The organism is Streptomyces sp. NPDC048417 (genome assembly GCF_040651615.1).
Taxonomy (GTDB): domain Bacteria; phylum Actinomycetota; class Actinomycetes; order Streptomycetales; family Streptomycetaceae; genus Streptomyces.
This window is the reverse complement of sequence record NZ_JBEZKI010000002.1, coordinates 221,610-242,820: the sequence shown is the minus strand read 5'-3', so window position 1 is coordinate 242,820 and position 21,211 is coordinate 221,610. Positions and strand designations below refer to the sequence as shown.

General features: G+C 71.7%; 14 protein-coding genes and 1 pseudogene. 11 read left to right on the top strand and 4 right to left on the bottom strand.

Going from position 1 to position 21,211, the window contains the following annotated elements:
• The first annotated feature begins 154 nt into the window (after positions 1–154).
• The 7 genes and pseudogenes from AB0D59_RS03730 to AB0D59_RS03700 form a co-directional block, all read left to right on the top strand.
• Positions 155–1,744 (top strand): NAD(P)-binding domain-containing protein, encoded by a 1,590-nt coding sequence (locus tag AB0D59_RS03730; RefSeq protein WP_362560336.1) that lies wholly within the window; start codon positions 155–157, stop codon positions 1,742–1,744.
• On the top strand, positions 1,744–2,847 hold the full coding sequence (locus tag AB0D59_RS03725) for an alpha-hydroxy acid oxidase (RefSeq protein ID WP_362560333.1): 1,104 nt from the start codon (positions 1,744–1,746) through the stop codon (positions 2,845–2,847). Before AB0D59_RS03730 ends, AB0D59_RS03725 begins: the two co-directional genes overlap by 1 nt.
• Positions 2,844–4,238, top strand: coding sequence for a cytochrome P450 (locus AB0D59_RS03720; protein ID WP_362560331.1), 1,395 nt, complete (start codon positions 2,844–2,846; stop codon positions 4,236–4,238). The genes AB0D59_RS03725 and AB0D59_RS03720 overlap by 4 nt, the downstream gene beginning before the upstream one ends.
• A 12-nt stretch (positions 4,239–4,250) precedes the next feature.
• A complete protein-coding gene (locus tag AB0D59_RS03715; RefSeq protein ID WP_362560328.1) occupies positions 4,251–5,525 on the top strand; it encodes a cation:proton antiporter in 1,275 nt (424 codons plus the stop codon).
• Between the two features lie 87 nt (positions 5,526–5,612).
• Positions 5,613–7,058, top strand: coding sequence for an FGGY family carbohydrate kinase (locus tag AB0D59_RS03710; RefSeq protein ID WP_362560326.1), 1,446 nt, complete (start codon positions 5,613–5,615; stop codon positions 7,056–7,058).
• Positions 7,055–8,440 (top strand): FAD-dependent oxidoreductase, encoded by a 1,386-nt coding sequence (locus AB0D59_RS03705; protein ID WP_362560323.1) that lies wholly within the window; start codon positions 7,055–7,057, stop codon positions 8,438–8,440. Before AB0D59_RS03710 ends, AB0D59_RS03705 begins: the two co-directional genes overlap by 4 nt.
• A pseudogene (locus AB0D59_RS03700) lies at positions 8,437–9,345 on the top strand (FAD-dependent oxidoreductase); the annotation flags it as partial. The gene AB0D59_RS03705 and the pseudogene AB0D59_RS03700, both read left to right, overlap by 4 nt.
• A gap of 1 nt (position 9,346) precedes the next feature.
• Here the strand turns inward: AB0D59_RS03700 and AB0D59_RS03695 are convergent.
• On the bottom strand, positions 9,347–10,111 hold the full coding sequence (locus AB0D59_RS03695; protein WP_362560320.1) for a crotonase/enoyl-CoA hydratase family protein: 765 nt from the start codon (positions 10,109–10,111) through the stop codon (positions 9,347–9,349).
• 212 nt (positions 10,112–10,323) lie between these two features.
• Between AB0D59_RS03695 and AB0D59_RS03690 the strand changes: the two genes are divergently transcribed.
• A complete protein-coding gene (locus AB0D59_RS03690; protein ID WP_362560317.1) occupies positions 10,324–11,952 on the top strand; it encodes an IS200/IS605 family accessory protein TnpB-related protein in 1,629 nt (542 codons plus the stop codon).
• 6 nt (positions 11,953–11,958) lie between these two features.
• On the opposite strand, the gene AB0D59_RS03685 is transcribed toward AB0D59_RS03690, so the two are convergent.
• Positions 11,959–12,942, bottom strand: a complete 984-nt coding sequence (locus tag AB0D59_RS03685; RefSeq protein WP_362560315.1) for a lysylphosphatidylglycerol synthase transmembrane domain-containing protein — start codon at positions 12,940–12,942, stop codon at positions 11,959–11,961.
• A gap of 261 nt (positions 12,943–13,203) precedes the next feature.
• Between AB0D59_RS03685 and AB0D59_RS03680 the strand changes: the two genes are divergently transcribed.
• The 3 genes from AB0D59_RS03680 (at position 13,204) to AB0D59_RS03670 (ending at position 18,841) form a co-directional block, all read left to right on the top strand.
• The gene (locus tag AB0D59_RS03680) at positions 13,204–15,069 is read left to right on the top strand and encodes an ABC transporter ATP-binding protein (RefSeq protein WP_362560867.1); all 1,866 of its coding nucleotides are present in this window, start codon (positions 13,204–13,206) and stop codon (positions 15,067–15,069) included.
• A 194-nt stretch (positions 15,070–15,263) separates the two neighbouring features.
• The gene (locus tag AB0D59_RS03675; protein WP_362560312.1) at positions 15,264–16,634 is read left to right on the top strand and encodes a lectin; all 1,371 of its coding nucleotides are present in this window, start codon (positions 15,264–15,266) and stop codon (positions 16,632–16,634) included.
• Positions 16,635–16,654: 20 nt separating this feature from the next.
• Positions 16,655–18,841: an RICIN domain-containing protein gene (locus AB0D59_RS03670; protein WP_362560310.1), complete on the top strand. Its 2,187-nt coding sequence runs from the start codon at positions 16,655–16,657 to the stop codon at positions 18,839–18,841.
• Positions 18,842–18,903: 62 nt separating this feature from the next.
• Here AB0D59_RS03670 and AB0D59_RS03665 read toward each other — a convergent pair whose 3' ends face one another.
• Both AB0D59_RS03665 and AB0D59_RS03660 read right to left on the bottom strand, forming a co-directional pair.
• Positions 18,904–20,664 (bottom strand): MFS transporter, encoded by a 1,761-nt coding sequence (locus AB0D59_RS03665; RefSeq protein WP_362560865.1) that lies wholly within the window; start codon positions 20,662–20,664, stop codon positions 18,904–18,906.
• A gap of 23 nt (positions 20,665–20,687) precedes the next feature.
• Positions 20,688–21,164 carry a MarR family transcriptional regulator gene (locus AB0D59_RS03660; RefSeq protein ID WP_362560307.1) on the bottom strand — a complete coding sequence of 159 codons (477 nt, stop codon included), beginning with the start codon at positions 21,162–21,164 and terminating at the stop codon, positions 20,688–20,690.
• Positions 21,165–21,211: the final 47 nt, after the last annotated feature.

Genomic DNA, 21,211 nt, shown 5'->3' with positions numbered 1-21,211 from the left:
CCGGGCGCCCGTTCGCCGCGACTGTGCCGAAGCTGTCAACTTGCTGTCGATGTAAGGGACCTGCCTTCCGTCGGGGCTCCTGGGGGACTTGGCTTCTGCGTCGACCCACCGCACGTCTGCTCCGGCCCCCACCCCCCATCGGAAGGCAGGCATCGTGCACCACGAACAGCTCGACTACCTCGTCATCGGCGCAGGTCCCGCCGGACTCCAGCTCGGACGACTCCTCCAGGCCGCCGGGCACGACCACCGCATCCTGGAGAGCGGCGGCACACCGGGCACCTTCTTCCGCACCTTCCCCCGCCACCGGCAGCTGATCTCCATCAACAAGGTCCACAACGGCACGTCGGATCCCGAGCTCAACCTCCGGATGGACTGGAACTCACTCCTGTCCGACGATCCCGACCTGCTGTTCAAGCGCTACTCCAAGCGCTACTTCCCGGCGGCCGACGACATCGTGCGCTATCTCGCCGACTTCGCCGAGGCGTTCAAACTGGACATCGCCTACGACACCCGGGCCGTCCGCATCACGCGCGACGACGGCGGATTCACCGTCACCGACCAGCACGGCGCCGAACACCGCGCCCGCCGCCTGGTCATGGCGACCGGCGTGGCACGGCCCTACGTCCCGGACATCCCCGGCATCGAGACGGCCGATCTGTACCCGGACGTCTCCGTCGACCCGGACGACTTCACCGACCAGCGGGTCCTGATCCTCGGCAAGGGCAACTCGGCCCTGGAGACCGCCGACAACCTTGTCGAGACGGCCGCCGTGATCCATGTGGCGGGACCGCACTCCATCAGACTGGCCTGGAACACCCACTTCGTCGGCCACCTGCGGGCGGTCAACAACAACTTCCTCGACACCTACCAGCTCAAGTCGCTGAACGCCCTGCTGGACGGCCACGTCCAGGCCATCGAGAAGGACGGCGACCGCTATCGCGTCCGGTTCAGTTTCTCCCGGGCCGACGAGGTCGTGAAGGAACTGGCCTACGACCGGGTGATCGTCTGCACGGGCTTCCGCTTCGACGCCTCGCCGTTCGACGAGACGTGCCGTCCCGAACTCGTCATCAAGGGCCGCTTCGCCGCGCTGACCCCCGCCTACGAGTCCGTCAACGTGCCCGGCCTGTACTTCGCCGGAACGCTGATGCAGCAGCGCGACTTCAAGAAGTCCACCGGCGGCTTCATCCACGGGTTCCGGTACGCCGTACGGGCGTTGAGCCGCATCCTCGACGAACGCCACCACGACCGGCCCTGGCCGCACCGCCCGCTCACCACCGACCCGTCGGACCTCGCGGACGCGGTGGTGGCGCGGGTCAACCGGAGTTCCGCGCTGTGGCAGCAGTTCGCCGTGATCGGCGACCTGATCGTCACGGAGGACGACGGCACGGCCCACTACCACGAGGAAGTCCCCGTCGACTACGCACACATGAGCGAACTCACCCGGGACCGCGACTACTTCACCGTCACCCTGGAGTACGGGCCCGACCACGACAAGGTCGACCCCTTCGACATCACCGTGCGGCGCACCGCGCAGAACTCCGTCGACGACGCCTTCGACGCGTCGTACCTCCATCCCGTGATCCGGCACTTCCGCGACGGCGCGCTTCTCGGCACCCACCACCTGGCCGAGAACCTGGAGAACCAGTGGGACCACCCGGACGTCCACCACGCCCCGCTCGCCGGCTTCTTCACCAGTGAACTGAAGCCCGAACCGAGGACCGGGCCGGCGGTGAGGCGGCCGTGATGTTCAGCGCGAAGGACTTCGAGACCGCCGCCCGCGACAGACTCGACCCCGTCCACGCCGACTTCGTCGCCGGCGGGGCCCGCGACGAGATCACCGTACGCGCCAACGAGGAGGCGTACAGCAGGCTGCGGCTCCTGCCCCGCGTGCTGCGCGGCCGCGCGGTGCCGGACCTGGACGTCACCCTCTTCGGCGGCCGGGCCCGGACGCCGGTGCTGGTCTCGCCCACCGCCTTCCACCGACTCGTGGACCCGGACGGCGAGCTGGCCACGGCCCGGGCCGCGGCCGCCGCCGGGGCGATCATGATCGCGAGCATGGCGTCGACCGTCGCCGTCGGAGAGGTCGCCGCCGCGGGCCGCGCCGCGGCCGCACCCGGCGAGACCGTGCCGCTGTGGTTCCAGCTCTACCTCCAGCCCGACCCCGACATCACCGAGGCCCTGGTCCGCCGCGCCACCGACGCGGGCTGCACCGCCCTGGTGGTCACCGTCGACTCCCCGGTGCTCGGGGCGAGCGAGCGCAACCGGCGCAACGGATTCCACGACCTGCCCGCAGGCCTCCGCTGCGAGAACCTCGTCGACCTCCGCGACGGCGAACGCGGGCACGTCCGCCAGATCGCCATGTCCCCGGAGTTCTCCTGGGACCACATCACCTGGCTGCGCGGGATCACCGAGCTGCCGATCCTCCTCAAGGGCGTCCTGCACCCCGAGGACGCCCGCCTCGCCGTCCGGCACGGCGTGGCCGGCCTGCTGGTGTCCAACCACGGAGGGCGGCAACTCGACACCGTCCCGGCCACGTTGGAGGTGCTGCCCGAGATCGCCGGCGCCGTGGCAGGACGGATTCCCGTACTGCTGGACGGCGGGATCAGGCGGGGCACCGACGCGGTCAAGGCGCTGGCGCTCGGCGCACGGGCGGTGGGCATCGGCCGCCCCGTGATGTGGGCGCTGGCCGCGGACGGGGAGAAGGGCGTACGGCGGCTGCTGGAACTGCTGCGCGAGGAGATCGAGGACGCGCTGGCCCTGTGCGGGGCGGCGGGGCTCGACGAACTCACCCCGGAACTCGTCCGCCCGGCCTGGGCGGGACGGCACTTCGGCGGAGCGGTCTCATGAGCGCCGCGGGATGGGGCGCCGTCGTGGCCGCCCTCGCCCTGGTGGCGAGCCTGCCGTACTGGCTGCCGAGGTCGGTCGTCGCTCTGCGTGTGCGCATCTTCGCGTGGGTCAACGGCGAGGAGGGCATCCCGGCCCCGGGCCGTGAAGTGCCCGCCGAGGAGTTCAAGCAGGTGTACGGCCACCCGGCGGCCAACGGCCGCAGTCGCGGTGCCGCCCTGTCCGACCTGTTCTGGTACTGGCTCTCGCCCGGCCCCGAGGTGCACCAGGAACACCTGGAGCCCGGTCCCCGCTACGACGCCGTGGCCCGCACCACCCGCCAGATCCTCGCCGGGCCGTCCCGCGCCGAGTGGACCGAACTGGTCGGCCGCCGCACCCGACACGTCCTCGACGAACTCGACGGCCACGCGCGCGTGCACCACGTCCGGCTGCGCGATCTGATGATGCCCGTGTGGGCCGAGGTCTACTACGAGGTCGTCTTCCGCGCCCCCTGTCCGCGCGAGGTACGGGACCTGATCACCGGCAACGCCGACGACGTGGTCAGCGCCCTGAAGTGCACCCGGCTGCGCCACATGGACCGCCGGGCCCGCCTCACCGCCCACCTGCGCGAGCGGCTCGCGCACGACCCGCCGCCGGTGCCCCTGCCCGCGCCGCTCACCGAGCGGGAGCGGGCGTACTACCTTCAGGGCACCTTCTTCAACACGGCCGTGGTGCAGATGTCGGAGGCCATGGCCCACCTGCTGCTCGTCCTCGCCACCCATCAGGAGGTGCAGGAGCGCCTGAGGTCGGCCGGCCCCGACTACCTCGACCACGTCATCGACGAGACCCTCCAGCACTTCCCGCTGTTCGGCGTGGCCCACCGGATCACCACCGGCGAGATCCCGCGCGACGGCCGCCCCGCCATCCCCTCCGGCTCGGTTCTGCTCTTCAACTACCCCGAGTACCAGCGCTCGGGCACGGCCGGGGCCGAACGCTTCGACCCCGACCGCTGGTTGTCGAAGGAGACCAGGCCCACCGCCGCCATCCCGTTCGGTGTCACCGCCAACCGGCCCTGCCCGGCCCGCGGTTTCGCCGTCCTGACCATGCGGGTGGCGGCCGAGGAGGTGCTACGGCGGTTCCGGCTGGAGTCGTCCGCGGAGCACACCCGCTCGCTGCCCAGCCGCGGCCCCTGCCTCCTGGTCGCGCGCGAGGACAGCGGGTCGCTGCGGCCGCGGCTGCGGCTGCGGCTCGCGGTGATGCGGCTCGCCGACCACTGGGCGAACGTCCCGCGCAGCCTCACCCAGCTGGTCCTCGGCAGCTACATGGTGTGGGACGCCCGCCGCCAGGGCCTGTGCCGCACGTACTTCGCCGCCGCGCCCGGCGGCCCGTCCCCGTCCGTCGTCGGCAGCCGGTGAGGGAGAGCGACCATGACACCTGTCGAACTCGCGCCCGCCTTCTTCGCGGCCGTCGTCGTCATCCTGCTCACCTGCCGTGCGGTCGTCGCCGTGAGCGGCCGGTTCGGGCAGCCCCCGGTCGTCGGCGAGATGATCGCCGGTGTGCTGCTCGGCCCGTCGCTGTTCGGGCTGATCGCGCCCGCCGCGTCCGACGCCGTCTTCCCGGCCGAGCTGAAACCGGTGCTGTACGTGGCCGGGCAGATCGGCCTGGTGGCCCTGATGTTCCACGCCGGGTACGAGTTCCGGACCCACGCGGGCCGCGGGCTGGCCGGCACCGCCATGGCCGTGTCGGCCGCCGGGGTCACCCTCCCGCTGGTGCTCGGCCTGGGACTGACACTCGCGGTACACGGGCACGTGGACGTCTTCGTCGACGGCGTCTCGGTCTGGGTGACCGCGGCGTTCGTCGGAGTCGCCCTGGCCATCACCGCCTTCCCGATGCTGGCCCGCATCATCACCGAACGCGGACTGGCCGGTACCCGGTTCGGTTCCCTGTCCCTGGCATCGGGGGCCACCGACGACGTGGTCGCCTGGATCCTGCTGGCCGGGGTGCTCAGCGCGGCCTCGGGCAGGCCGAGCCGGGTGCTGACCGCCGTCGGCGGTTCGCTGCTCTTCGTGGTGGTGCTGTACCTGGTCGGCCGTCCGCTGCTGGCCCGGATCGTGAACCGGCCCGGCCTGCGCGACGACACCAGGCTCCTCGGCACCGTCGCCGTCCTGTTCTGCGCCGCCTGGTTCACCGACCGCATCCAGCTCTACGCCGTGTTCGGGGCGTTCTGCGTGGGCATGGCCATGCCTCGCGGCGAGGAGGCCGAGCGCCTGGTGCGGACCACCCAGCCCGTCACCCAGGTGGTCTTCGTCCCGATGTTCTTCACCTACTCCGGCCTCAACACCCGCTTCGACGTCTTCGCCGACCCCGGCGTGCTGGCGTTCGGCGTGGTCGCCGTCGTCCTCGCCGTGGTCGGCAAGTTCGGCGGCTGCTGGGCCGCGGCCCGCTTCAGACGCGAACCCCCGGCCGTGGCGGTGCGGGTCGGCGCCCTGATGAACGCGCGCGGGCTCATGCAGCTGATCGCGCTGAACATCGGCCTGGCGGCCGGGATCGTCAGCCAGTCCCTGTTCTCGGTCCTGGTGCTGGTGGCCCTGGTGACCACGATCATGACGGCACCTGTCCTATCCTGGCTTGATCGCCGGGACGCGGCCCGGGCGCGGATCGGACCGGCCACAGCGGAGAATCAGGAGGCGGTCCGCACGTAGCCGTCGAACTCCCCTGGCGTAGAAGCTGGTTGACGCGGCCCGCCGCACGACGGCAGGCTGTCGCGCAGTGATCGCCAGGGAGGCTCGATGACAGGTCCGGTGCTCGCCGTCGACCAGGGCACGTCCGGCACCAAGGCCCTGGTGATCTGTCCCGAACGGGGCGTCATCGGCACCGGATTCGTCGCCATATCACCCCGGCACCTGCCCGGCGGCCTGGTGGAGGCGGACCCCGAGGAGCTGTACGACTCGGTGCTTGTCGCCGGCCGCCGGGCGCTCGCCGAGGCCGGCGAACCGGTCACCGCGCTGGGCCTGGCCAACCAGGGCGAGACCGTCCTGGCCTGGGACCCCGGCACCGGGCGCCCGCTCACCACCGCGATCGTCTGGCAGGACCGCCGGGCCGAGTCCGTCTGCGCCGAACTCACCGAACACGCGGACGAGTTACGGGAACTCACCGGACTGCCCCTCGACCCCTACTTCGCCGCGCCCAAGATGGCCTGGATCCGCCGCCACCTCACCACCGAGGGAGTCGTCACCACCACCGACGCCTGGCTGGTCCACCGGCTCACCGGCGCCTACGTCACCGACGCCGCCACCGCCGGCCGCACCCAACTCCTCGATCTGGAGCGGGTGCGGTGGTCACCCCGCGCCCTCGACCTCTACGGACTGTCCGCCGAACACCTCCCCGAGATCGTCGACAACTGCCGGCTCATCGGCACGACAAGGGAGTTCGGGCGCGAGATCCCGCTCACCGGACTCGCCGTGGACCAGCAGGCCGCCCTCCTCGCCCAGCGGATCACCGGTCCGGGCGGCGCCAAGTGCACCTACGGCACCGGGGCGTTCCTGCTCGCGCACACCGGCGACACCCCTCGGCACAGCACCTCAGGACTGGTCAGCTGTGTCGCCTGGCGCCTCGCCGGGGAGACCGGCTACTGCCTGGAGGGCCAGGTCTACACGGCCGCCTCCGCCGTCCGCTGGCTCACCGACCTCGGCGTGATCTCCGGCGCCGCCGACCTCGACCGGGTCGGCGGCACCGTCTCCGACACCGGCGGGGTCACCTTCGTCCCCGCGCTGGCCGGGCTCGCCGCTCCCTGGTGGCGCGGCGACCTGCGTGGCTCGCTCACCGGGCTGGGCCTCGACACCGGCCCCGGGCATCTGGTGCGCGCCCTGTGCGAAGGCCTCGCCGCCCAGGTGGTGGAACTCGCCGAAGCCGCCGAGACCGACCTCGGCACCCCCCTGACCGCGCTGCGCGTCGACGGCGGACTCACCCGCTCGGCGCTGCTCATGCAGATCCAGGCCGACCTGCTGCAACGCCCGGTCGAGGTGTCCACGCTGCCCGACGCCACCGCCCTCGGGGTGGGCGCCCTGGCCTACCTCGGCACCGACCCCACCGACTTCCTGCCCGACGGGGGGCCGTCCGCCGTCTACGAGCCGCGCATCTCGCCGGGCGAGGCCGCCGACCGCCTGGGCACCTTCCGGGCAGCCGTCGCCGCCTTGCTCACCCGCGCCGGAGCCGGGGCCGGAGCGCCCGGGTGACGGTCACCGCCGACGGGCCGCCGCCCACCGTCCCGTACGACGTGACGGTCGTCGGCGCCGGGGTCGTCGGCAGTGCGATCGCCCGTGAACTGGCCCGTCACCCGCACCTCAAGGTCGCCCTGGTGGAGGCCCAGGACGATGTCGGCCAGGGCACCTCGAAGGCCAACACCGCCATCCTGCACACCGGTTTCGACGCCCACCCCGGCACCCTGGAGGCCCGCCTGGTCCGTGCGGGCTCCCGGCTCCTCGCCGCGTACGCCGCCGAGTCCGACATCCCCATCGAGCCGGTCGGCGCCCTGCTGGTGGCCTGGGACGAGGAGCAGCGGTCCGCCCTGCCGGGCCTCGCCCGGCAGGCCGTACGCAACGACCACCACGACACGCGCCTGTTGACCGCCGCCGAGCTGTACGCCCGCGAACCCCACCTCGGGCCCGGTGCGCTCGGCGCCCTGCACGTACCCGGCGAGAGCATCATCTGCCCCTGGAGCACGACCCTGGCCTACGCCACCCAGGCCGTCCGGGGCGGCGTCGACCTCCACCTCAACGCCCGCGTGGCACAGGCGAGCCGGCACGACGGCGTGCACACCCTGGCCACCGCGCGCGGCCCCCTGCACACCCGCCACCTCGTCAACGCGGCCGGTCTGCACGCCGACACCCTGGACCGTCTCCTCGGCCACCGCGCCTTCACCGTCACCCCGCGCCGGGGCCAGCTGATCGTCTACGACAAGTTCGCCCGCGACCTGGTCCGGCACATCCTGCTGCCGGTCCCGACCGCTCTCGGCAAGGGCGTCCTGATCACCCCCACGGTCTACGGCAACGTCCTGCTGGGTCCCACCGCCGAGGACCTGGACGACAGGACCGCCACCGGCTCGACCGCCGAGGGGCTGGCGGTCCTGCGCGAGAAGGGCCGCCGGATCCTGCCCGCGCTCCTCGACGAGGAGGTCACCGCCGTCTACGCCGGTCTGCGCGCGGCCACCGAGCACGACGACTACCGCATCTCCGCCCACCCGGAACAGGCGTACATCACCGTCGGCGGCATCCGCTCCACGGGCCTCACCGCCTCGCTCGCCATCGCCGCCCATGTCACCGGACTGCTGCGGGAATCGGGCCTCGACCTGAAGGACCCCGTCGACCTGGAACCGGTCCGGATGCCGAACCTCGGCGAGGCCTTCCCGCGCCCCTACCAGCGGGGCGGTGACGTCATCGTCTGCCACTGCGAGCGCGCGACCCTCGGCGAGATCCGTGCCGCCCTGGTCGGTACGATCCCGCCGCGCAGCCTCGCGGGCCTGCGCCGCCGCACCCGGGCCGGGGCGGGCCGCTGCCAGGGCTTCCACTGCGGGGCCGCCGTACGCGACCTGTTCGAGAGGACCGGGCCCACCCGATGACCGTCGAACGCCGGGTCGATGTCCTGGTCGTCGGTGCCGGTCCCGCCGGTCTCGCGGCCGCCGCCCGGCTCGCGGCCGCCGAAGCGGGCCGGGTGGAGGTGCTGGAGCGGGACCAGGAGGCCGGGGGAGTGGCACGGCACTGCGTCCACGGCGGATTCGGCACCTGGACCAGGCCGTTGACCGGACCCGCGTACGCCTGCCTGCTCGCCGAGGCGGCCGCGCGGGCCGGAGCGGTGGTCCGTACCGGAGTCACCGCCCTGGACTGGGCCGGGCCGCTCGCCCTGACCACCGTGGGCGAGCGGGGCCCGGAGACGGTCATCGCACGGGCCGTGGTGCTCGCCACCGGCGCCCGGGAACGCCCCCGCGCGGCACGGCTGATCCCGGGCACCCGGCCCGCCGGGGTCTACACCGGAGGAGAACTGCAGCAGGCGGTGCACCGCTACCGGCAGCCGATCGGCGGGCGGGCGGTGGTGGTCGGGGCCGAGGACGTGTCGTACGCGGCCGCCGAGACGGTACGGGCCGCGGGCGCCGAGGTCGTCGCGATGCTCACCGACCGGCCGCGCGCCGCCTCCGTCCGTGCCGTGGACGCCCGGCTCCGCTCCCGTGTCCCGCTGCTCACCGGCACCACGGTCACCGAGATCCTCGGCCACGGACGGCTGTCCGGCGTCCGCGTCCGGCACCTCGACGGGCGTACGGGAGTCCTGTCCTGCGACACGGTCGTCTTCACCGGGGACTTCGTCGCCGAGGACGAACTGGCCCGCCGGGCCCGGATCACCCTCGCCCGCGGGCCGGGCACCGACCGCCCGGGTGTCTTCGCCGCCGGCGGTCTGCCGCACCCGGGCCAGGACGCCCGGACGGCGGCCCGGGAGGGGGTCCGGGCCGCCGGTGGGGTGCTGGAGTGGCTGGTCAGCCGCCCGTGAAGGACCCGTGCCGGCCCGCTCCCGCCGCGAAGCGTGCCGCGCCCTGCAGACCTTCCGACAGCACGTCCATGCCGTACTGGATCTCACCGAGCATCGCCGTCGGTTCGTCCAGCCCCTCCTGGTCCAGCACCGACGCCCGGTCGCTGCGCAGGCAGGCCTGCGGGAAAGCGGCGATGGACGCGGCCAGTTCCTCGGCCGCCGCGCGGGACCGGCCCGGCGGGACCAGGCGGTTGGCCAGGCCCATCTCGTACGCCTCGGGGGCCGGGACCGGGCGGCCGGTCAGGATCAGGTCCATGGCCCGGCCGGTGCCGATCAGCCGGGGGAGCCGTACCGTGCCGCCGTCGATCAGGGGCACGCCCCAGCGGCGGCAGAAGACGCCGAACACCGCGTCCTCCTCGGCGACCCGCAGATCGCACCACAGGGCCAGCTCCAGGCCCCCTGCCACGGCGTGCCCGGCGATCGCCGCGATCACCGGCTTGGACAGCCGCAGCCGGGTCGGGCCCATCGGGCCGTCCCCGTCCTCCGCCACCCGGTTGCCGCGCTCGCCGCCCATCGCCTTCAGGTCCGCGCCCGCGCAGAAGGTGCCGCCCTCACCCCACAGCACCGCCACCCGGGCCCCGTCGTCCGCCTCGAACTCCCGGAAGGCGGCGACCAGTTCGGCCGCCGTCGGCCCGTCCACCGCGTTGCGCACCTCGGGCCGCGAGAGCACGACCGTGGTGACAGGACCCTTGCGTTCCAGGCGGACCGGCATGTGTTTCCTTCCGTCGGAGAGCCATCCGGGGTTGTGAACAGGTGGTGATCGACAGTACGTGAGCGCGTTCTGGCACGAATGAGTGAGTCTTCGGGCGGTGGCGGGCGCACGTGCCGGGTGGAGAACGAAGTTTCTTGTCTCGAATGCGTGACCTTGGCGAGTGCTGGTCGTCGGGTGGGTGGCGGAATTCGGCGGCACCGGGGGGGCGGGCGTTGAGCGGACTGCGGGAGGTGGCGGCGCCGTTCGTGGTGCCCGGCCCTTCGGGGGTCGCGGTCCGTACCCGCCTCAAGGGTCTGACCGCCGAGGACGAGAGGGTACTGGGCCTGGTCGGTGATCACCTCGCATCGATCGCCTCCCGTGATCTGAAGGCCAGGTGTGCGGCCGGGCTGGACCACGACGGTGAGCAGTGGGCGCAGCGCAAGCGTGTCCTGACCGGGGAGTCCTCCTCCCGCTGGGCCGGGTCCATCACGAAAGCCACCCACGACCAGTGGGCGCTGGCCCGGCGCGGCCGGCTCGCGCACATCCACAGCCTTCAGGCGGGGATCGCGACGATCTCCCACCGTCTGTCTCTGCCCCTGGGTGAGAAGGGTGCCAGGCATGCTCCGGGCGGCTACCGCTCGCGCAGGGAGTGGCACGCCAAGTCCCGCCGTCTGCAGGTCCTCGAGGACCGGCTGAAGGCGGCGCGGGCCGACTGGCAGGCAGGTGTCGTGCGTGTGGTGCGCGGCGGGAAGCGGCTGCTGAACAGCCGCCACCACCTTGACACGGCCGGGCTTACCGAGGAGCAGTGGCGCACGCGGTGGAAGGCCGAACGGCGGTTCCTCCAGGCGGACGGCGAGTCCGGGAAGCGGTACGGCAACGAGACCGTCCGTGTCACCCCCGGTGGCGAGGTCTCGATCAAGCTCCCGGCGCCGCTGGCGCATCTTGCCAATGCCCCGCACGGCCGGTACGTCCTGGCCGCGACGGTGTCGTTCGCGCACCGGGGCGAGCAGTGGGCCGACCGGATCACCACCAACCGCGCGGTGGCCTACCGCATCCATGAGGACACCGTTCGGGGCCGCTGGTACCTGACCGCCTCCTGGACCATCCCGCCGGTACAGACGCTGCCGTTGGAAGCGGCCCGCGCGAGGGGGCTGATCGGTGTGGACACCAACGCCGACCACCTGGCCGCCTGGCGCCTGGACCGGCACGGCAACCCCGTCGCCCAGCCGTGCCGGTTCGGCTACGACCTGTCCGGTACCGCCGAGCACCGCGATGCCCAGGTGAGGCATGCGCTGATCCGGCTGCTGCACTGGGCCAGACGCCACGGCCTCGCGATCGCCGTCGAGGACCTTGACTTCGCCGCGGAGAAGACCCGGGAGAAGCACGGCGGCAGGAAGCGGTTCCGGAAACTGATCTCCGGCATGCCCATGGCCAGGCTGCGGGCCCGGCTGGTCAGCATGGCGGCCGAACTCGGCATCCCCGTCATCGCCGTTGATCCCGCCTACACCAGCAGGTGGGGCGCCCAGCACTGGCAAAAACCCCTCACCACCACTACTCGTAAGGCCACTCGCCACGACGCAGCCGCCGTGGCGATCGGAAGGCGCGCCCTGGGGCACCCGATCCGGCGTCGGACGGCACCGCCCCCACACGACCAGAGCGATCGTGTGGGGCATCGGACCGTCCAGGCCAGACCGGGAACCCCGGGGCGTGAGGGACACCGCCTCCGCATCCCCGGACCACGGACACGATCCGTCGGCGCCGGACGCGGAGCGAACGCGGTCGACCAGAACGCCCAACACCGTCCGGGGCGCTCGGCTGAGCATGAATCCTCGCAACAGGACTCACTCCCGCTCAGTCTCTAGGAACGGTCAGATGACCTTCAGTCGCACCAGCGCTCCCAGTGTCAGTGCTCCCGGCAGCAACGGCACCCACACGGTGATGATCCGGTACGCGAGGACGACGGCCGTGGCCACCGCCACCGGGCCGCCCGCGGCCACCAGTGCCACGATCAGCGCCGCCTCCACGGAACCCAGACCGCCCGGCGTGGGGATCAGCGCGACGGCGACGGTGGCCGCGAGATACGCCAGCGCCATGTGCGCGGGCGGCACCGGCAGGCCCAGCGCCTGCCCCACCGCCACCAGACCGGCCGCCTGGAGCGCGGGGAAGGCGAGCGAGCCGCCCCACAGGGCCAGCGCCCGGGACGGACGCGTGTGCACCGAGCGGGCCTCGTGCAGCGCGGAGCGCACGAAGCGGAACACCGGCTCGCGCACCCGTCGGACGAGGAACAGCGCGGCCAGCGCCGCGGCCACCAGCGCGCCGGCGACGGCCAGGATCGGGCCGACCGTCCCGTGCGGGAGCAGGCTGCCGAGATGCAGTGCGTCCGGGAAGGCCACGAAGAACACGGCCATCAGGCCCACCCGGGCCACCGACTCGGCGAGCAGATACAGGGCGAGCGCGGCCGACGAGGTGGCGAGCGGCACCCCGCACACGGTCATGAACCGCAGGTTGACCGCGCCGGAGCCCAGGCCCGTCGGCAGCAGATGGTTGGCCGAGCCGGCCGCCAGCTGGGTCGCGAGCAGCCGCCAGCGGGGCAGCTGCTGGACCACCGCGCCCTGCCGGGTGAAGGCCGCGGCCACCCAGGTCAGACAGGTGGCCGCGCCCGCCGCCAGCAGCCAGGGCAAGGAGGCGTCACGGAGGTGGCCGAAGCCCTCGACGAGGACCGACCGGTGCTGCACCGCGATGACCGCGACGAGTAGGAGCGGAATCAGGGTGAGGATGTGCCGCCAGGGGACACGGCGGGCGAGCCGGGGGAGACGGCCCGCACGGAAGCCGGGGATTCTTACCGCTGTCACACCGGGAGAGGTTTTCCGCGCCGCGCCAACGGCGGGTGGCGGAAGAGGAGACGCCGGATGACGGACGGGAAGCGGGTGAGGGGGGAGGCTCATCCGGGCTTTCGCGTGGGCAGTCGCGGCGGCTTTCGCATCGGCTTTCGCGTCGGCTTTCGTAGGGCCGGGCGGGGCCTTCGGGAGGCTCATCGGGTCCTTCGTACGAGGGGACGGCGAGCGGACATTGACCTCAACGAAGCTTGAGGTCGTACGTTCTCCCTCATGAGTATGGAGACCACCGCCTGGACGCAACTGCACAGCGTGATGACCGCCCAGCAGGAGCGCCGCCCGTTCGACCGGGCCACACTGCGCCGTATCGCCGCCTTCGCCCGCCCGCACCGGCACGGCATAGTCCGTTTCGTCCTGCTCGGGGTGGTGACGGCCCTGCTCGCCGTGGCGACCCCGGTCCTGGCCGGCCATGTCGTCGACGCGATCGTGTCGGGGCACGACACCGGCACGGTCGTACGGCTTTCGCTGCTGATCGCGGCTGTGGCGGTCGCGGAGGCGGCGCTCGGGGTGCTCGGGCGGCGGCTCTCGGCGACGCTCGGCGAGGGACTCATCCTCGACCTGCGAACGGCTGTGTTCGATCATGTGCAGCGCATGCCCGTCGCGTTCTTCACACGTACTCGTACGGGAGCGCTGGTCAGTCGTCTCAACAACGACGTGATCGGCGCCCAGCGCGCCTTCGCCAACACCCTCTCCGGCGTGGTCAGTAACCTGGTCACGCTGCTGCTCACCCTCGTGGTCATGCTGACCCTGTCCTGGCAGATCACCCTGCTCGCGCTGGTGCTGCTGCCGGTGTTCGTGGTGCCCGCCCGCCGGATGGGCGGCCGGATGGCCCGGATGCAGCGCGAGGCCGCCGCGCTCAACGCGGCCATGGGCACCCGCATGACGGAGCGCTTCTCCGCACCGGGCGCCACCCTGATCAAGCTCTTCGGCCGCCCCGAGGAGGAGTCGGCGGAGTTCTCGGCCCGCGCCGTCCGGGTCCGGGACATCGGGGTGCGCACCGCCACCGCCCAGTCGGTGTTCATGACCGCGCTCACCCTGGTCTCCTCGCTGGCGCTCGCCCTGGTCTACGGCCTCGGCGGCTGGTTCGCGCTGCGCGGCACCCTGGAGCCGGGCGCCGTCGTCTCCCTCGCCCTTCTCCTGACCCGGCTGTACGCCCCGCTCACCTCCCTGGCCGGCGCCCGTGTCGAGGTGATGAGCGCGCTGGTCAGCTTCGAGCGGGTCTTCGAAGTGCTCGACCTGAAGCCCCTGATCGAGGAGAAGCCGGACGCCCGCGAGGTCCCCGAGGGGCCGGTGGCCGTCGAGTTCGAGGACGTCCGCTTCGCCTACCCGGCCGCCGACCAGGTCTCCCTCGCGTCACTCGAGGAGGTCGCGACCCTGGACGGCCGCGGCGGCGCCGAGGTCCTGCACGGCATCTCCTTCCGCGCCGAACCCGGCCGGACCGTCGCCCTGGTCGGCTCCTCCGGCGCCGGCAAGTCCACCATCGCCCAGCTGCTGCCGCGCCTGTACGACGTCGACGAGGGCGCCGTGCGCATCGGCGGCGTCGACGTCCGCGACCTGACCGCCGGCTCCCTGCGGGCCACCCTCGGCATGGTCACCCAGGACGGCCACCTCTTCCACGACAGCGTCCGCGCCAACCTGCTGCTCGCCCGGCCGGGGGCCACCGACGAGGAGTTGTGGGACGCCCTCGGCCGGGCCCGCCTCGACGAGGTCGTACGGTCCCTGCCGGACGGCCTGGACACGGTGGTCGGCGAGCGCGGCTACCGGCTCTCCGGCGGCGAGCGGCAGCGCATGACCATCGCCCGCCTGCTGCTGGCCCGCCAGCGCGTGGTCATCCTCGACGAGGCCACCGCCCACCTGGACAACACCTCGGAGGCGGCCGTCCAGGAGGCCCTCACCGAGGCGCTGGAGGGGCGCACGGCCGTGGTCATCGCCCACCGGCTGTCCACGATCCGGGCCGCCGACCAGATCCTGGTGGTCGAGGCCGGCCGGATCGTGGAGCGCGGCACCCATGAGGAACTCCTGCGGGCGGACGGGCGGTACGCCGAACTGCACCGCACTCAGTTCGCGGAAGTGACCACACCCTGACGGAGCGTTCACATCACCGTCACGTTTTCCTGTGAGTCGAGGAGGGGAGCGCTCCCCTCCTTGACGACCGTGGTCCGGACCTTTAGTTTCACGCCTTAAACAAAGCCTCACGTGTGTAGCCAACACCCACCTGACCAACGGGTGTTGGGCCACACCGTGCTGCCACCCCCCGCGTGAAAGGCCACCCCCCGCATATGGCCAGACCTCTGCCCACGGCTGTCACGGCTGCCTCCATAGCCGCGCTGACCCTCTCCGCAGGCCTGCTCACCGCCGCTCCGGCGCAGGCCGCGACCGGCACCATCACCGGCCTCGCCGGCAAGTGCCTCGACGTCGCCGGCGCCAGCTCCGCCGACGGCACGGCCGTCCAGCTCTACGACTGCAACGGGACCTCTGCCCAGCAGTGGACCCGCGGCAGCGACGGCACCCTCCGCGCCCTCGGCAAGTGTCTCGACGTGACCGGCAATTCGACCGCCGACGGCGCCAAGCTGCAACTGTGGACCTGTAGTGGCGGCGCCAACCAGCAGTGGACCGTCTCGTCCGCGAACGACATCGTCAATCCGCAGGCGAACAAGTGCATGGACGTCACCGGCAACACCTCCGCCAACGGCACCCGGATACAGATCTGGACCTGCGCGGGCACCGCCAACCAGAAGTGGACCGCGCCCGCGGCCGACGGCGGCACCACGCCGTCCTCGCCGATGGCCGTGGCGCCGTACCTGTACAACGGCTGGGGCGACCCGCCGAGCCCGACCACGATCACCAACGCGACCGGCGTGAAGTACTACACGCTCGCGTTCGTCCTCAGCAACGGCTACTGCAACCCGCAGTGGGACGGCAGCCGGGCGCTGACCGGCGGTGTCGACCAGCAGACCGTCAACACCGTGCGCGCCAACGGCGGTGACATCATCCCGTCCTTCGGCGGCTACAGCGGCAACAAGCTGGAGAGCTCCTGCTCCAGCGCGAGCGAGCTGGCGGCGGCCTACCAGAAGGTCATCAACGCCTACGGCGGTCTCAAGGCCATCGACATCGACCTGGAGGCCGACGCCTACAGCAACGGGACCGTGCAGCAGCGGGTCGTGGACGCGCTGAAGACGGTGAAGGCCAACAACGCCGGCCTGAAGGTGTACATCACCATCGGCACCGGCCAGAGCGGCCCCGACACCAGCCTGATCAACCGGGCCGCGTCCGCCGGGCTGACCGTCGACGCCTGGGCCATCATGCCGTTCGACTTCGGCGGCGCCGGCCAGAACATGGGCAACCTCACCACCCAGGCGGCCGAGGGTCTCAAGAACGCGCTGAAGAACGCGTACGGCTACAGCGACGACACGGCCTACCGGGACATGGGCATCTCGTCCATGAACGGCATCACCGACAACAGCGAGACCGTGACGGTCGCCGACTTCCGGACCATCCTCGCCTACGCCCAGCAGCACCACCTGGCCCGGCTCACCTTCTGGTCCGCCAACCGTGACCGGCCCTGCACCGGCGGCTCCGCCGACAGCTGCTCCGGCGTGAGCCAGTCCAACTGGGACTACACGCGCGTCTTCGCCGGCTACACCGGCTGAACCCCCGAACAGGAGAACTCGTGCCCAGCCTTCCCCGGCGTCGCAGAGCAACGGCCGCCGCAGCGGTGGCCGTTGTCGCCGCCTCCCTGCTGACCGCGGCCGGCGCAGCCGCGCCCGCGTCCGCCGCCACGCTGCCCACCGGCAACGTCACCCTGCTCAACGCGGCGAGCGGCAAGTGCGTGGACGCCAAGGCGGCCGCCACCGCCGACGGCACCGTCGTCCAGCAGTACGCCTGCAACAACTCCACCGCCCAGCAGTGGAGTTTCACCACCACCAGCGACGGCTACGTCCGCATCAACAACGCCAACAACACCAACGAGGTCCTGGACGTCACCGGCGTCTCCACGGCCGACAGCGCGGCCGTGCAGCTGTGGACCTACGGCGGCGGCAACAACCAGCAGTGGCTGCCGGTGGACGACGGCGGCGGCGCCTACCACTTCGTCAACCGCAACAGCGGCAAGTGCCTGGACGACCCCAGTGCTTCCACCGCCGACAGCGTGCAGTTCGTGCAGTACACCTGCAACGGCACCGCCGCCCAGCGTTTCCAGGTCGTGCCCGTGGCTCAGACGAGCAACCCTGACCTGGGTTCCAACGTGGTGATCTTCGACCCGTCGATGTCCGCCGCGACCATCCAGAGCAAGCTGGACTCGATCTTCCAACAGCAGCAGACCAACCAGTTCGGCTCCCAGCGCTACGCCGTGATGTTCAAGCCGGGCGCCTACAGCGCGGACGTCAACGTCGGCTTCTACACCCAGGTCCTCGGCCTGGGTCTGTCCCCGGACGCGGTCTCGATCAACGGCGCGGTGCACGCCGAGGCCGACTGGTTCCAGGGCAACGCCACCCAGAACTTCTGGCGCGGCGCGGAGAACCTCTCCGTCAACCCGACGAGCGGCAGCGACCGTTGGGCGGTCTCGCAGGCGTCCGCCTACCGCCGGGTGCATCTGCGCGGCAACCTCGCCCTGGACGACGGCGGCTGGTCCAGCGGCGGCCTGATCGCCGACAGCCAGATCAACGGGCAGGTCAACTCCGGCAGCCAGCAGCAGTGGCTGACCCGCAACTCGCAGCTCGGCAGCTGGACCGGCTCCAACTGGAACATGGTCTTCGTGGGCAGCACGGGCGTGCCGTCCACCACCTTCCCGAGCCCGCCGGACACCGCGGTCGCGCAGAGCCCGGTGACCCGTGAGAAGCCGTTCCTGTACGTCGACGGCTCCGGCAACTACCAGGTGTTCGTACCGTCCGCACGGTCCAACACCAGTGGAACCAGCTGGAGTTCGGGTTCCGCCGCCGGGTCGTCGCTCTCGCTGGACAGCTTCTACATCGTGAAGCCGGGGGCCACCGCCTCGCAGATCAACGCGGCTCTCACGGCGGGCAAGAACCTCCTGGTCACCCCGGGTGTCTACCACCTCGACCAGACGCTGCAGATCAACCGCGCCGACACCGTTGTGCTGGGCCTCGGCCTCGCCACCTTCGTCCCGGACAACGGCGTCACCGCCATGAAGGTCGCGGACGTCGACGGCGTTCAGATCGCGGGCCTGCTCTTCGACGCCGGCACCACCAACTCGTCCACGCTGGTGGAGGTCGGCCCGAGCAACTCCTCGGCCTCGCACGCGGCCGACCCGACCTCCCTGCACGACGTGTACTTCCGGGTCGGCGGCGCGGGCGTCGGCAAGGCCACCACGAGCCTGGTCGTCAACAGCGACAACGTCATCGGCGACCACATGTGGATCTGGCGCGCCGACCACGGCAGCGGAGTCGGCTGGACCAGCAACACCGCCGACACCGGCCTGGTCGTCAACGGCGACAACGTGACGATGTACGGCCTGTTCGTCGAGCACTTCCAGAAGTACCAGACCCTCTGGAACGGCAACGGCGGCCGGACGTACTTCTACCAGAACGAGATGCCGTACGACCCGCCCAACCAGGCGGCCTGGATGAACGGCTCGACCCAGGGCTACGCGGCCTACAAGGTCGCCGACTCGGTCACCAGCCACCAGGTGTACGGCCTCGGCAGCTACTGCTACTTCAACGTCAACCCCAGCGTGGTCGCGGCGCACGCCGTCGAGGCACCGAACAACTCGGGCGTCCGCTTCACCAGCATGGTGACGGTCTCCCTCGGCGGCACCGGCACCATCAGCCACGTCATCAACAACACGGGAGGCCCGTCGAACTCCTCGACCAATGTGGCGAACCTCGCCTCGTACCCGTGACCGTCGCTCCCTGAGCGGAACACGGGTGCCCCGGCGGACCTCCGCCGGGGCACCCGCGTCTTTCAGGACGGAGCGTTGTGCCGGGGCTGTGCCGTCCGCGCCGGCGGCTGGTCCTTCGGCTCCTGAGGGTCCTGGCGGTCCTGGTCGGGCCGGTGGCTGCCGCGCAGGGCCGAGGCCACGGCCGAGACCAGGGCCATGCCCGCGGCCACGCCGAACACGATGGCCAGGCCGTGGTGGAACGGACCGGATACCAGCTGCGGGAAGAAGGTGTGGCCGGTCAGGACGGACCGCTGGGCGCTGGTCACATGGTCCAGGACGCCCTCGGAGGAGAGCAGGTGCTCGATCGGGTTGTTGCCGAGGAACGTCGCGAACAGCGTGCTCACCGGCGGCAGTGAGGCGGCGTGCGCGGCGGAGGCGGCTGGCACGCCGTGCGCCATGAGCCCGCTCTTCAGCGTGCCCGGGAGGGAGGAGGCGAGGCCGGAGACCATCAGCGAGAAGAAGACACCGATGGACAGCGCCGTACCGGAGTTCTGGAAGGTCGAGCGCATGCCCGAGGCGACACCCCGGTACTCGGCCGGGACGCTGCCCATGATCGAGGACGTGTTGGGCGCCGAGAACATGCCCTGGCCGAGCCCGTTGAGCAGCAGCAGCGCCGCGAACAGCCCGTAGTCGAAGTCGACGGGCAGCGCGAGCAGCCCCAGGAACGACAGCATGACGACGACCAGCCCGGCGGTGGAGAAGAACCGGGCGCCGAACCGGTCCGACAGATAGCCGGAGACCGGGCCCGCGACGAGGAACCCGAGCGTGAGCGGGAGCATGAAGATGCCGGCCCACAGCGGGGTGTCCTCGAAGTCGTAGCCGTGCAGCGGCAGCCAGATGCCCTGCAGCCAGATGATGAGCATGAACTGCAGGCCGCCGCGCGCGATCGAGGTCAGCAGGGCGGCCACGTTGCCCGCCGCGAACGCCCTGTTCTTGAAGAGCGCCAGGTTGAACATGGGCTCGGCGACCCGCGTCTCGATGACGCAGAAGGCCAGCAGCAGACCGGCACCACCGATCAGGCCGGTCAGTACCCACGGGTTCCCCCAGCCGGTGGCGCTGTCGCCGTAGGGCTGGATCCCGTACGTGATCCCGGCCAGCAGGATTCCGGCGCCCGCCGCGAAGGTGATGTTGCCGAGCCAGTCGATCCGGCCGGGCCGGCCCGTCGAGGTCTCCCGCAGGCTCAGGTACGACCAGATCGTGCCGGTGATGCTGACCGGGACGCTCACCCAGAACACGGCACGCCAGTCGACGACGGCGAGCAGACCGCCCGCCAGCAGCCCGAGGAACTGGCCCGCCAGCGCGGTGATCTGGTTGATGCCGAGCGCCATGCCGCGCTGACGGGTGGGGAAGGCGTCGGTGAGGATGGCGGCCGAGTTGGCGGTGAGCATGGACCCGCCGAAGGCCTGCACGATCCGCCAGAGGATCAGCCACATCGCGCCCGCCCCCGCACGGAACGGATCGAGCGACAGCGCGACCGACGCACAGGCGAAGATCAGAAACCCGAGGTTGTAGATCTTCACCCGTCCGAACATGTCGCCGAGCCGCCCGAGCACGACCACGAGGACCGCGGAGACCAGCAGGTACCCCAGGATCATCCAGAGCAGATAACCGATGTTGCCCGGTGCGAGCGGGTCGAGGCCGATGCCGCGGAAGATCGCCGGCAGCGAGATGATCACGATCGACGCATCCATCGTGGCGATCAGCACACCGAGGGTGGTGTTCGAGAGCGCGACCCACTTGTAGCCCGGACCGGGCGGGGTGTCCTTGTGGCGGGCCGAGCGCAGGGAGCCGGCCCAGCCGCGCGCGCTCACAGCTGTTCCGCCAGCCGGGCGAGGAGCGGCACGGCCGCCCCGAGGGTCGCGCGCTCCTCGGCGGTGAACGTGTCAAGGACGTGCGCGAGCCGCTGGACCGATTCGGAGCGCCGCTCGGCGAGCATGGCCCGCCCGTCCTCGGTGACGGCCGCGATGCTCCGCCGCCCGTCCGCGGCATCGGGGGTTCGGCGGACCAGGCCGCGCTGTTCGAGCTGGGCGAGGGTGGTCGCCATGGCCTGTGGCCGCACCCGCTCCATCTCGGCGAGCGAGGTGGGGGAGTCGGGCCCGTCGGCGGCCAGCCGGGCGAGCACGGACACGCCCGAGAGCGATACGTCCCCCACCGCGTGGGCCTGCCGCAGCCGCCGCGTCATGCGGCCCACCGCGAGCCGGAGCTCGGCGGCGAGCAGGGAGGCGTCGCTCAGATCGCGTGTACCGCCGGAATCGGAGGCATCGGAGGCTATGTCTGTCTTCACATGTACTAATACTAGGTTTATCAGTCTGGACTGCTCAACCAGCCGTA